The following is a 12,877-nucleotide window of genomic DNA, read 5'->3' as shown; positions in this document are numbered from 1 at the left end:
CCTTTTTCTTTTGTCTAAAGCCCGGCCCTTCAAGGTTGGGGATGGAGTCTGACCTAGAGCAACGATCCCTCCACACCAGCCCCTTCCTCCGACGGGAGGAGCTTAGAACGCGTTTACCGCGGCAAGGTAATCGTTGCGGTCAGCCCGCCGCCGTCGCGATTACCCAGCGCAATGGTCCCGCCCGCATCGTTGACGATCGCCCGGGCGAGCGCCAGCCCTAGTCCGATCCCGCCAGTGTCGCGATTGCGTGATTGCTCCAGTCGGGTGAAGGGGTTGAAGACCAGGTCAAGCTTCTCGGGCGGAATGCCGGGGCCGCGATCGCACACCTCGATCGTGACCCGTTCGGTTTCAGCGATCAGCCGCACTTCCGCGCCGCCGCCATATTTCACGGCGTTCTCGATCAGGTTACGAACCGCGCGCCGCATCAACGTCGGCCGCAGACGCATTTTTAGTCGCTCCGGCTCCTCGAACCGGACGTCGTGATCGAGATCGCGAAAATCCTCGACCACGGCGTCGACCAGCGCACCAAGATCCACATCGGTATTCGGCTCGCTCGGCCGACCCAATCGGGCGAGTGAAAGAATGTCGTCCAGCGTGCGGCTCATTTCGTCCACCGTGTCGGCCATGCGCGCACGATCGTCCTCATCCTCGACGGATTCGATCCGCACGCGCAGGGCCTGAAGCGGCGTGCGCAGATCGTGGCCGATCGCGCCTAGCATACGGTCCTTCTCGTCCAGCATCGAAGTGACGCGGCGGCTCAGCGCGTTGTAGGCGGCAATCAGCGCGCGCACGTCGCTGGGCCCGCGCTCGCGGATGGGCGCGGTGTCGTCACCCGGTCGGAAGGTACGCGCGGCGTCGGTGAGGGTGCGCAGCGGCCGCGCGATCCTGCCGCCGACGAGCAGCACCGGCACGAGCACCACCACATAGAGAATAAGCGTCTGCGCCGCGAGCTGCCAGATCAGGTCGAACTCGCTGCGCGGCCATGGCGTGGCGAGCGTCAGCCAGCCTTTCCCGGGCAGCTCGACAGCGACGAGCATTTCCGCGCCCATGCGCCGAAGCCGCTCCGCACGCAGCGGGTCGAGTTTCGGATCGAGCAAGCGCTCGGGCTTTACGGGGCGAAGGGCCGCCATGATCGACCCGGCATGCAGCCCTGCGTCCTCAAGGCCGCGGCGGAGGTCGCGCTCGACATCGGGCCGGCGGCGATCGGTTTCCCCTGCAAAGGGGTTCTGCGTGTGAAGGCGCACATGCGTTCGAGGATCGGAAAGAAACTGGTTCTTCGCCGCACCCGGCTGCCGGGGCATCTCGCGCTGGAGGATCAGCAGCCGCTCTGCGGCGTCGGCCAGGCGAGTGGTCGCCGGCGCGATCACCAGCGCGAACCGAGCCTTTTGCCGTTCGTGCAGCAGCAGGCCAAAGTTGATCGCCTGCGCTACGAACAGTGCCGCCGCGACAAGCAAGGCGATTCGCGCGATCAAGCTGGTGGGCAGGAACCGCTTCAAAGCCGGGTGACCTCGGCCGCGAGCGTATAGCCCCCGCCCCAAACCGTCTTGATGATCGACGGATTCTTGGCGTCGGGCTCGATCTTCTTGCGAAGGCGGCTGACCTGATTGTCGATCGCCCGATCGAAGGCCGCAGCCTCCCGGCCTTGCGTCAGGTCGAGCAACTGGTCGCGGGTGAGGACCTGCCGCGGTCGCGTCACCAGCGCGTGGAGAAGGTTATACTCACCGGTCGAGAGCGGCACCGAGACACCTTCACGATCGACCAGCGTGCGCTCGCCGGTGCGCAGCACCCAACCTGCAAAGGCGAAGGAGCCGGTCTCCGGCGCGTGCTGCTTGGCGCCGCCCGCCGACCAGCGCCGCAGCACAACCTTGATCCGGGCGGAGAGTTCGCGGGGACTGAACGGCTTCACCACGTAATCGTCGGCACCCATTTCGAGCCCGACAATCCGGTCCGTCTCCTCGCTGCGCGCGGTTAGCAGGATGACCGGCGTCTCGCTGGTTTCCCGGATATGGCGACACAGGCTCAGGCCGTCCTCGCCCGGCATCATGATGTCGAGCACCACCAGATCGATCGCATAGGCATTGAGCCGTGCCCGCGCGCTCTCGGCATCGCCGGACTGGGTGACGCGAAAGCCTTGCTTGGTCAGATATTGCGCGAGCGGCTCGCGTATCGAACGCTCGTCGTCGACGAGTAGCAGGTGGGGAACCTCGGACATGGTCAACAGACTAGCGCCTTTGCCGACGGGGGAAAGAGCCGGACGGGAGGGAGGAGATCCGCAGACGTCGCGGTGAAGCGCCAGGGGAAGCGCTTGCGATCCCGACGGGGACAGGATCAGCGATGTCGACGGCCTCCCGCCCGGCTGCTCCGGCTGGCGTCAGTTGCCGCCGGCCGGAGGAGGCGGAGGCGTGTCGCCGGTCGGCGCGCCCTGATGGCCGCGCCAGCCGCCGGCACGACGCATGTTCATCATCCGCTGGGTCGCCGCCTGGCGTTCGGTTGCGTCGATCTTGCCGTCATGATTGGTGTCGACCATGTCGAACATGCGGGTTGCGCGCGCCTGCTCGTCGGCGAGGGTGAGGTCGCGCTTCGGCTTCATCCGGCCGCCCATGCGCGCGCGCATCTGAGCCTGATAGGCTTCCCGCTCTTCCGGCGTGACCTTGCCGTCATGGTTCGCGTCCATCGCGTTGAACCGGGTGGTGACGCTGGCGAGCATCTCCTCCCGCGTCACGACGCCGTCCTTGTTCTGATCGACCATGGCCAGCGGATCACGGTGGGGAATCCGCGGCCCGTCCTCCGACGCGGTCTGAGCGGCGAGCGCCGAACCGGCGAGCAGCGAGGCCCCGAGCGCGGCGAGGGTGACACGTTTCAGCATCCGAAACTCCTGAAGAAGAAGGGATGCCGGGGGCGGGGGCTGACCCCCGGCACGCCCTTCGTTTCGCATCGGGCTGTCGCATGGATTTGTCATTGCCGCCGCCAAAGTGTCGCAAATTGTCTTTCGTCAGACGGCGGGTGCCCGCTGAACGCGTGGCACGACCTTCCATTCAATAAGCAGGAGCGCGCTGATCGCCAGCACCGCGGCAACGGCGAAATTTCCACCGCGAAAGCCGCGCTCGGTCCCGAACGCCAGCGCCTGGCTGAGGAGCAGGGGCCCCAGGATGAGCGCGGTGCTGCCCAGCGCCGACATCCCGCCCTGCAGCGCGCCTTGCCGAGAGGGATCGGTCATACGGGACAGCAGGGCATTGATCGACGGGAAGGCGAGACCTTGAAAGGCCGCGAAGGGGATGATCGCAAACACCATCCAGGTCTCGCGAACGAAGCAATAAGCGGTGAAGGCTGCGCCGCCCGCCAGCATGCCCAGGACGACGGTACGCTCCTCGCCCCATGCCGCGATCGCACGTCCGGTGACGAAGGTCTGTATCAGCGCCATGCAAACGCCCGATGCCGCCAGAGACCAGCCGATCATCTGCTCGTTCCAGCCGAGCGCGATCTCGCCGAAAAAGGCCCAGGTGGCGGGATATACCATATGCGCGAGCTGCCACAGAAAGGCGGCGAGCAGCAGCGGCTTGGCGTTGCCGGCCTGGAAAAGCGGTGCGAAGGCAGCAAAGACATGGGCATCGCGCAAGCGGAAGATGCGGCGGCGTGCAGGCACGATCGTCTCCGGCAGCAGGATAAGGATCCAGACGGCATTGATGCCCGCCAGCAAAGCCGCAGCGATGAACGGCGCGCGCGGACCGAATCCGGCCAACAAACCACCCATGGCCGGCCCCAGGATAAAGCCGATACCGAATGCCGCGCCCATCATCCCGAAGGTGGCGCCGCGCTTTTCGGGCGGGGTAACGTCTGCCAGTACCGCGTTGGCGGGACCGTAGACGGCGCCTGCGACCCCGGCGACCACCCGCCCGACGAACAGCCATCCGATGGTGGGCGCCGCCGCCATCAGCAGATAGTCGATCGCGAACGCCGCCATCGACAACAGCAACACCGGACGCCGCCCGATACTGTCGCCCAGATTGCCCAGCACAGGGCCAGCGAAAAACTGCGCGGCGGCGAACGCCACCAGCATCCAGCCGCCGATCCTTGCCGCGTCATCCAGGCTGGCACCGGAAAGCGTGACGATAAGCTTCGGAAGAACCGGCAAGATGATCCCGAAGCCGATGGAATCGATCAGTACCGCTGCCAGCACGATCGGCACGGCGCGATGATGAAATGGCATGACGTCCCCTCCCCAGAGTTGGGGCGACTGTAGCGCAACTGGCGGTCTTCCGCCATGTTCGACACATGTCGTCGCCTCGGCAGCGGAAGACCGCCCCGCTGGACGATGGAGACTTAGCAGCGGACCGTCGCATGCCAATCCGGTTATCGCGACACTGTGCTTTCTCCGCAACGATTGCATTCTAGTGGCATTTTGAAACTTTAGTTTTGCTTGACGCCGCTGGCGGCAAGGCGTGTATTCGAGCTTCGGGTATGGAGCGGGCAAACAGCTCCAACCTCGGTGGAGAGGATAGATATGCGGCTACGCCTTATGTCGGCCTGCGCGGTCCCGGCACTCGTGATGGCGCTCGCAGCGCCCGCTTATGCGCAAGATACCAGCAATGAGCCACAGGATGCTGCGGCGCCTCGCGGAACGCAGTCGGACAACGAGATCATCGTGACGGCTCAGGGGCGCGCCCAGGCACTCGCCGACGTGCCGCTTGCGGTATCCGCGGTAAGCGCCGAGACCCTCCAGCAGACCGGCGCCAACGACATCCGCGCGCTCAATCAGGTCGCGCCCTCGCTGCTGGTGTCGTCGACAGGCAGCGAAGCTAATGGCTCTGCGAGAATTCGTGGCATCGGTACGGTCGGCGACAACCCCGGTCTGGAAAGCTCGGTGGCGGTGTTCATCGACGGCGTCTACCGTTCCCGCTCCGGCATTGGCCTGAACGAGCTGGGTGAGATTGAGCGGATCGAAGTGCTGCGCGGCCCACAGGGCACGCTGTTCGGCCGCAATGCCTCAGCCGGTATCATCAGCATAACCTCCAAGGCGCCGTCTCCGACCTTCTCGGCAGGAGCGGAGGCAACCTACGGCAATTATGATACGATCCGCCTTCAGGGATATGTGAACATTCCGCTCAGCACAACCGTGTCGGGGCGCGTAGACGGCGTCTACATGAAGCGCGACGGCTTCTACCACGACGTGACCAACAATCGCGACGTCAACAATCGCGATCGCTATTTCGTCCGTGGCCAGTTGCTGTTCGAGCCTTCGAACGATTTGCGCATCCGGCTGATCGGCGACTATACTCGCCGCAAGGAAGACTGCTGCGCGGCAATTTATGTCGACCAGTCGATGAACCCGAACATCGGCGACCTGAACAACCCGGGCGCCAACAACATCGTTCGCGTGCTGCGTGATCTAGGCCAGCCTATGGCTGCATTCAGCAACCCTTACAGCCGGAATATCTACACCAATGCGGGCCGTAGCTACGGCGGTGTCACGAAGGATTGGGGTGGGTCTGCCCAAGTCGATTGGACGCTGGGCGATGTTAAATTGACCTCTATCACGGCGTATCGCAACTACTTTGCAAGCCAGGGCGCGGATACAGACTATAGTGCGATCGATATCCTCTATCGCGCACCAAATGCCGATTCCTCCCGCAAGTTTGAGACGTTCAGCCAGGAACTGCGACTGAACGGCACCGCATTCAACGACAAGCTGGACTGGTTGGTTGGCGGCTATTTTGCGAACGAGGATCTGACCGTTGTCGACAATCTGCGGTTCGGCAATCAATATGGCCGTTTCGCGACGTGCCGGATCATTTCCGGGGGCGGGCTTGCGGCGTTGTACAATCCCGCTGCGCCCGGCTGTCTTGCTGCACGTCCGGCGCTGTTCGGCGCCGCGTCGCCGCTAATCTACGCGGCGTTCGATCGATTGGACGGTATCAACGATCGCGGAACCACCCGCGATCTGTTCAAACAGAACAGCCGCAACTGGGCGCTGTTCACACATAATATTTTTCATGTCGCCAAGGCCTTGGACCTGACTCTTGGCCTTCGATACACCAATGAGCGCAAGCGCTTGAACGCGACGTTTGGCAACGACAACACCGCCTGCGTCGCAAACCAGACCTCCCTGTTGCCGTTACGCTCGGTCGCCGCGCTCACGGCAGTGGTCGACGGCATTCTGGGTCTCTCATGCCAGGGCAACACCACATCCGAACTGAACGGCGCTGCAATCCACGACACCCGCAAGGAAGATGAATTCACCGGTACGGCGATCCTTTCGTACAAGCCGACCGACGATCTGCTTGTCTATGGCAGCTATTCGCGCGGCTACAAGGCGGGCGGATTCAATCTCGACAAGTCCGCGCTGAAGGTGCCGATCCTGCCGTTCGCAGCAGCGGGCGGCGCGCAGGCGCTGGTCAGCAATTTGCAGTTCGCGCCGGAAACGAACGATGCGTTCGAACTCGGCCTGAAATACTCGACCCGTGCCTTCAGCCTTAACGTTTCCGCTTTTCGGCAGCAGTTCAAGAACTTCCAGCTCAACACATTCAACGGCACGGTCTTCCTGGTACAGAATATCAACGGCTGCACCGCCGGCCTGAACGGCGGCGATCGCGACCAGAGCAAGTTCAGTTCCGCCGGAAATTTCAATGCAGCAGCAGCATCCACCGGCACATGCTCCGCGTCGAACGTCAGCTACGGCGTCGTCTCCCAGGGCGTAGAGCTGGAGGCATCGCTGGTGCCAGTCCGCGACTTCCGAGTGGGATTGGGCCTGACCTATTCGGACACCCACTACCGCAATCAGCTGGTGGGCAGCGATCGCGGCGCACCGTTGGATCAGGCCCTGCGCCTGCTGCCCGTCAAGAACCTGTCGAACGCGCCGGAAATCGTCACCACCGCCTCGGTGGCGTGGACACCGAAACTCGGCAATTCCGGCCTGAGCGGCCTGGTCTATTTCGATACGCGCATGACCAGCGACTACAACACGGGCTCCGACCTATTCCCGCAAAAGGCGCAGGACGGCTATGTACTGGTAAACGGCCGCATCGGTATCCGCGGCAAGGAAGAACGCTGGGCGATCGAACTGTGGGGGCAGAATCTGCTCAACCAGAACTATACGCAGGTCGTGTTCAACTCGCCGTTCCAGGAAGGCGCCGCGAGCGCGCCGTTCACCGATCCCCGTTATCCGGGCGGCCGCCAGATCTTCTCGGCCTATCTCGCCGAGCCGCGTACCTACGGGGTTACGGTGCGCACCCGCTTCTGACTTTCCTGGGGAGGAAAGCACTGGGTCGGAGGAGCAATCCTCCGGCCCCTTTTTTAACCTCAGCCGTCGAGTACGCGGTCGTCGAACAGGCCATAAGCCAGCGTGGAAGCGTAGAAGGTGACGGCCCGCTCCCGCGGCATGGTGCTCGCCCACTTACGCATGTCGAATGCCGCATTCTGCAGCGCCATCAACGCCTGGCTGGCGACCAGCGGATCGATCGGCCGGATCGTGCCTTCCGCAATCCCGTCGGACAGCATCCCCGCGAAGCGGCGGGCGATACGGTTTGATCGATCGAGCATGGTATTGCGCACCTGCGCCGGCAATCCGGAGAGTGCAGTGGTTCGCAGCAGCGGGCCGCGTTCCGAGAACTGATAGTCCAGCAGCGTGGCCAGCGTACTTTCGATCCGCTGCCACTGGGTGCCCGCATGGCTCTCTGCGAGCCGCTGCGCATCGGCGAGGATGTCGAAACTGCGCTTGTAGCACGCGATGACAAGATCATCCTTGGCATCGAGGTGATGGTAGAAGCTGCCCTTGGTGACGTTCAGCTCCGACGCGATGCGCTGCACCGAGGCACCGCGATAGCCGAGTTCGTTGATCAGCCGCGTGGCCGCAAGCAGAAAGGACTCGCGACCGGGCTCGGGTTCGTCGTGCACCAACTCAAACAGATGGGGGCCCCAGCGCTGCCCCTCCGCCGCGATGCCGTGGCGGAATACGTCCATTAGCCGCGCTTCGACCCGCGGATATTCATCGATCTCGTAGCGCGACATCCAGGCATTCAGCCAGAAACTGTTTTCCAGCAACACATGCGCTCGGGCGCCGCGAAGATCGGTTTCCGCACGGCTGCCTTCGCTGCCCCAAAGGCTGCGGGTCTTGCGAAAGACGTTGCGCCACCCGGTAAGCAGCTTGCTCTTGAGCGGCTCCTCCATCGCGCGAAGGTCAGACAGGATCGCGACCGCCTGCTCCTCGCCGCGCCCGATCCGGGCCAGCCGTTCCATGTTGACGGCGAGGAAGCGGGCGACGCGCGCCTCCGGCGTCGGCTCGGCGAGCGCCTGATCCAGGATCGTATCGAGCCACGCAAGCGTCTGTTCAAAGGCTGCCGCAGCAAGGTCTTCCTTGCGTTTGAAATAATAGGTGACCGAGGTGGTGTTCAGCCCGACCCGTCGCGCAACATCGGCAAAGGTCATTCCCTTCGCGCTCTGCTCGTTGATCGCGGCGGCGGCAGCGGCGAGGATTGCATCGCGCTTCGCCTGGAACCGCTTGGTGTTGGTGCTCTCGATCTTGGGCGGCGACTGCATCGCGCCAGCTTAGCCGTTTCCAGCGCGCGCCCAAACGTTTTTTTGGTATCGGTATGTCGTGAAATTGATCGGCGGGTGCCCTTTACCGAATATCGGGTACGGGCTAGGCTCGATGCAAAGAATGACAGGAGAGCGATGCCATGGACTTCACGCTGAACGCGCGCGAAACCCATTTCCGCGACCGGGTGAAGGCCTTCATCGACGCCGAAATCCGGCCGCGCGACGCAGAGTATCGTGCTGCGGCAGTGGCGGGAGATCGTTGGGCGGTCAATCCGGTACTGGAGGAGGTAAAGGCGCGCGCCAAGGCGGCAGGCCTGTGGAATTTCTTCATGCCGCCGCACGCAGGCCGACCGCAAATCGATGAGAGTTTCGTCTTCGAGGGCGAGCAACTCACCAATCTGGAATATGCGCTGTGCGCGGAGGAGATGGGGAGGGTTGGCTGGGCATCGGAGGTATTCAACTGTTCGGCGCCGGATACCGGCAACATGGAAGTGCTGCATCGCTATGGCACACGGGCACAGAAGGAGGCATGGCTTGCGCCGTTGATGCGCGGCGAGGTCCGCTCGGCCTTTCTGATGACGGAGCCTGCGGTCGCGTCCTCCGACGCGACCAATATCGAGACGCGGATTGAGCGGGAGGGCGATCATTATGTGATCAACGGGCGCAAATGGTGGTCCTCCGGCGCCGGAGATCCCCGATGCAAGATCGCCATCCTGATGGGCAAGACCGATCTCGATGCAGCGAGGCACGCCCAGCAGAGCATGATACTGATCCCCCTCGATGCACCCGGCGTGAGCATCGAGCGTATGCTTTCCGTTTTCGGGTATGATCACGCGCCGCACGGCCATGCCGAGATCGTGTTGCGGGACGTGCGGGTGCCGGCGGAGAATCTATTGCTGGGGGAGGGCCGAGGCTTCGAGATAGCGCAAGGTCGCCTCGGTCCGGGCCGGATTCATCACTGCATGCGTACGATCGGCGTCGCGGAAGAGGCAGTCGCAGCAATGGCGAAGCGCCTCGTCAGTCGCGTTGCGTTCGGCAAACGCATCTCCGACCATTCGATCTGGGAACAGCGAGTAGCCCGCGCGCGGATCGACATCGAGATGACGCGACTTCTTTGCCTCAAAGCCGCCGACATGATGGACAAAGCCGGCAACAAAGCTGCCCAGCTCGAAATCGCGATGATCAAGGTGCAGGCACCCACCATGGCGCTGCAGATTCTGGACGATGCAATCCAGGCGCATGGCGGGGCAGGGGTGAGCGACGACTTCGACCTTGCGCATAATTGGGGAAGCGTCCGGACGCTCCGGCTCGCGGACGGTCCCGACGAGGTTCACGCCCGCGCCATCGCGCGCGCCGAGTTCGGCAAATATGCCGAGTTCAAGGCGGATCGCGCGTCCTCGGGCGACCTAGGCGCCAGTCGATAAAGGGGGGGGCGGGGGATGAAAGCAGCCGTCCTGTTCGAGGCCAAGACGCCGCTCGCGATCGAGGAGGTGGAGGTCTCCAAGCCGGGGCCTCGCGAGGTGCTGATCCGCACTGCAGCCGTGGGCGTATGCCGCTCCGACCTCCATTTCGTCGATGGGGCCTTTCCGCATCCCGTACCGACTGTGCCGGGACATGAGGCTGCGGGTGTGGTCGAGGCAGTGGGGTCCGATGTCGCGCATCTGCGGCCGGGCGATCACGTCATCACCTTCTTCACCGCCTTCTGCGGCGCATGCGAAATGTGCGTTACCGGTCGTCCCTCGCTCTGCATCGATCCTTCCACCCGCCGCCCGGCTGAGGCCGAGCCGCGTCTTAGGCTGGCGAGTGGTACGGCGTTGGCCCCCTTTCTCAACCTGTCGGCCTTTGCCGAAATGATGCTGGTGCACGAAAATGCCTGCGTGGCGATCAGCAAGGAAATGCCGCTCGACCGCGCTGCCCTGCTCGGCTGCGCGGTAATTACGGGAGCAGGAGCAATCTTCAACGACAGCCGGGTGCGCCCGGGAGAGAGCGTTGCGGTGATCGGCGCCGGTGGGATCGGCCTTTCAGCGATCAACGCAGCCAAGATCGCGGGAGCCGGGCAGATCCTCGCTCTCGATCCCGTACCTGAAAAGCGCGCATTGGCGCTTAGGATGGGCGCGACCCATGCGATCGACCCGACGGTGGAGAGCGTAGCGAAGCAGGTGATCGCGCTCACCGACGGCGGCGTCCATTACGCGATCGAGGCCGTGGGCCGCCCCGCGACTGCCGAGCTTTGCTGGCAGATCTTGCGACGGGGCGGCACGGCGACGATCCTCGGCATGATCGCGCCCGGGCAGGCCGTAAGCCTGCCAGGCCCGACCTTTCTCACCGGAAAGAAGATCCAGGGCTCGCTGCTCGGGAGCACGCGATTTCCGATCGACATGCCGCGGCTGGTGCAGCTCTATCTCGACGGCAAACTCGATCTCGATACGATGGTCGCCGAGCGCATCCGGCTGCCGGAGATAAACCAGGCGCTCGATACATTGCGGCAGGGCACGAGCGTTCGCTCCGTGATCGAGTTCACATGAGCGATCTCGACGAAATCCGCCTCGCAGCCTGGACGGAGGCGCATGTCGACGGCTTTGCCGGGCCCGTGAAGGTGATGAAGTTCCCAGGCGGACAAAGCAACCCGACCTATCGCGTTGATTCCAATTCTGGTTCCTATGTTCTTCGTCGCAAGCCGTTCGGTACAATCCTGCCTTCCGCACATGCGGTGGAGCGCGAATACCGGCTGATCGCAGCCTTGCACCCGACGGGCTTTCCCGTCCCACGTCCCCTTGTCCTTTGCGAGGATCGGCAAGTCATCGGAGCGCCATTTTATTTGATGGGGTTGGTCGAAGGACGGACGCTGTGGGACGGGTCGCTGCCCGACATGCACCCGGCTGATCGTACCGCCCTCTATGAAGCGATGGTGGACGCGCTCGCCGCGCTGCACCGGATCGACCCGGTCGCCGTGAACCTCGGGGACTATGGCAAGCCGGGCAATTATTTCGCGCGTCAGGTCGAACGCTGGACCCGCCAGTACCGCGCAAGCCAAACCGGGGACGTGCCCGAAGTGGAGGCACTGATCGAATTCCTCCCTCGCACGCTGCCTCCGCAGACCCGGACCAGCATCGTCCATGGCGATTATCGCATCGATAACATGATCTTCGCCGCCGACGGCCCGCAGGTGCTGGCGGTGCTCGACTGGGAATTATCGACGCTCGGCGATCCGCTGGCCGATTTCTCCTATTTCCTGATGAACTGGGTGACCGAGCCGGAAGGCCGCTCGGGAGTAAAGGGACTGGAAGGGCCAGCGACGGGCATCCCGACGATCGAGGCGATGGTGACGCGCTACTGCGCCGCGACGGGGCGGGACGGCGTGCCCGACCTCGACTGGTATTTTGCCTACAACTTGTTCCGCCTGACCGGCATTGTCCAGGGGATCAAGAAGCGGATGCTCGACGGCAATGCCTCGAGCGCGCAGGCAGCCAAAACCGTCGAGCGGCTACCGGATCTGGCATCGGCGGCCTGGCATTTCGCGCAAAGGGCAGGGGCATGAGCGGCGGATTGGATTTCACCGGCAAGGTCGCGGTGGTTACCGGCGCTGCGTCGGGCATCGGGCGTGCGACGGTGCGTGCCTTCGCCAGGCAGGGCGCGAAGGTGGTGGCGGCCGACCGCGACGCTGGCGTGCACGAGGTCATTTCGGAGTTCGAAGGAGTGCTGGCCATCGAGATCGACGCCGCCGAGGAGAATGATGTGCGGCGGCTTGTTGACATTGCGTGTGACCAGTTCGGTGGGCTCGACATCTTCTACGCCAATGCGGGTATCTCTGGTGGCACCGCTGGAATACTCGACGCAGATGTAACACTTTGGATGGAGGTTCTGCGGGTAAATCTCATCGGCCCGGCGCTCGCCATCAAATATGCTGCGCCACGCATCGTCGCGCGCGGCGGCGGGGCGATCCTGTGTACGGCAAGCGTTGCCGGGCTGCGTTCGGGGGCGGGGGGCACGCCCTATTCAGCGTCAAAGGCGGGCTTGATCAATCTGGTGCAGACCGCAGCGCAGCAATTGGCCACATCGGGCGTGCGGGTCAATGCGATTTGCCCCGGGCTGATAGAGACCGGCATGACCCAGCGCGCGTTCGACTATGCCCGTCAGCAGGGCAAAGAGGAGAAGTTGGGCCAGCTCAATCCGCTGCGGCGCGCCGGGCGTCCGGAGGAAATTGCAGAGGTGGCGCTGTTCCTCGCCTCGGATGCTGCGAGCTATGTCAACGGGCAGGCGATCGCGGTCGACGGCGGCCTCAGCAGCAGCTTCCCCGTCACGCGACAGATATACGGCAAACCGGCATTCTGAGCCGCTTCGGCGT

General features: G+C 63.7%; 10 protein-coding genes. 5 read left to right on the top strand and 5 right to left on the bottom strand.

Features of this window, described 5'->3' with window-relative positions:
* Nucleotides 1-113: 113 nt before the first annotated feature.
* From A7X12_RS17770 to A7X12_RS17755, 4 genes are all read right to left on the bottom strand, one after another.
* Nucleotides 114-1,496 (bottom strand): sensor histidine kinase, encoded by a 1,383-nt coding sequence (locus A7X12_RS17770; RefSeq protein ID WP_064312778.1) that lies wholly within the window; start codon nucleotides 1,494-1,496, stop codon nucleotides 114-116.
* Nucleotides 1,493-2,212 (bottom strand): response regulator, encoded by a 720-nt coding sequence (locus A7X12_RS17765; RefSeq protein WP_064312777.1) that lies wholly within the window; start codon nucleotides 2,210-2,212, stop codon nucleotides 1,493-1,495. Before A7X12_RS17765 ends, A7X12_RS17770 begins: the two co-directional genes overlap by 4 nt.
* Nucleotides 2,213-2,371: 159 nt before the next feature.
* Nucleotides 2,372-2,866 carry an EF-hand domain-containing protein gene (locus tag A7X12_RS17760; RefSeq protein ID WP_064312776.1) on the bottom strand — a complete coding sequence of 165 codons (495 nt, stop codon included), beginning with the start codon at nucleotides 2,864-2,866 and terminating at the stop codon, nucleotides 2,372-2,374.
* 126 nt (nucleotides 2,867-2,992) lie between these two features.
* Entirely contained in the window at nucleotides 2,993-4,207 is a 1,215-nt protein-coding gene (locus A7X12_RS17755) for an MFS transporter (protein WP_198162071.1), read from the bottom strand.
* 294 nt (nucleotides 4,208-4,501) lie between these two features.
* On the opposite strand from A7X12_RS17755, the gene A7X12_RS17750 reads away from it, so the two are divergent.
* Complete coding sequence (locus A7X12_RS17750; RefSeq protein WP_064312775.1) at nucleotides 4,502-7,237, top strand: TonB-dependent receptor; 2,736 nt, start codon at nucleotides 4,502-4,504, stop codon at nucleotides 7,235-7,237.
* Between the two features lie 59 nt (nucleotides 7,238-7,296).
* On the opposite strand, the gene A7X12_RS17745 is transcribed toward A7X12_RS17750, so the two are convergent.
* On the bottom strand, nucleotides 7,297-8,532 hold the full coding sequence (locus A7X12_RS17745; RefSeq protein ID WP_064312774.1) for a TetR/AcrR family transcriptional regulator: 1,236 nt from the start codon (nucleotides 8,530-8,532) through the stop codon (nucleotides 7,297-7,299).
* Nucleotides 8,533-8,672: 140 nt separating this feature from the next.
* On the opposite strand from A7X12_RS17745, the gene A7X12_RS17740 reads away from it, so the two are divergent.
* From A7X12_RS17740 to A7X12_RS17725, 4 genes are read left to right on the top strand one after another with little or no spacing between them, the layout of a single operon-like run.
* On the top strand, nucleotides 8,673-9,956 hold the full coding sequence (locus A7X12_RS17740) for an acyl-CoA dehydrogenase family protein (protein WP_064312773.1): 1,284 nt from the start codon (nucleotides 8,673-8,675) through the stop codon (nucleotides 9,954-9,956).
* A gap of 15 nt (nucleotides 9,957-9,971) precedes the next feature.
* Nucleotides 9,972-11,057, top strand: a complete 1,086-nt coding sequence (locus A7X12_RS17735; protein WP_064312772.1) for a Zn-dependent alcohol dehydrogenase — start codon at nucleotides 9,972-9,974, stop codon at nucleotides 11,055-11,057.
* Nucleotides 11,054-12,070: a phosphotransferase family protein gene (locus tag A7X12_RS17730; protein WP_064312771.1), complete on the top strand. Its 1,017-nt coding sequence runs from the start codon at nucleotides 11,054-11,056 to the stop codon at nucleotides 12,068-12,070. The genes A7X12_RS17735 and A7X12_RS17730 overlap by 4 nt, the downstream gene beginning before the upstream one ends.
* Entirely contained in the window at nucleotides 12,067-12,864 is a 798-nt protein-coding gene (locus A7X12_RS17725; RefSeq protein ID WP_064312770.1) for an SDR family NAD(P)-dependent oxidoreductase, read from the top strand. Before A7X12_RS17730 ends, A7X12_RS17725 begins: the two co-directional genes overlap by 4 nt.
* Nucleotides 12,865-12,877 lie beyond the last annotated feature (13 nt).

It is taken from the genome of Sphingomonas sp. TDK1 (assembly GCF_001650735.1).
In the GTDB taxonomy this organism is placed as follows: domain Bacteria; phylum Pseudomonadota; class Alphaproteobacteria; order Sphingomonadales; family Sphingomonadaceae; genus Sphingomonas.
Note: the sequence above shows the minus strand (reverse complement) of the source record. Positions and strands in the feature narration are given on the sequence as shown.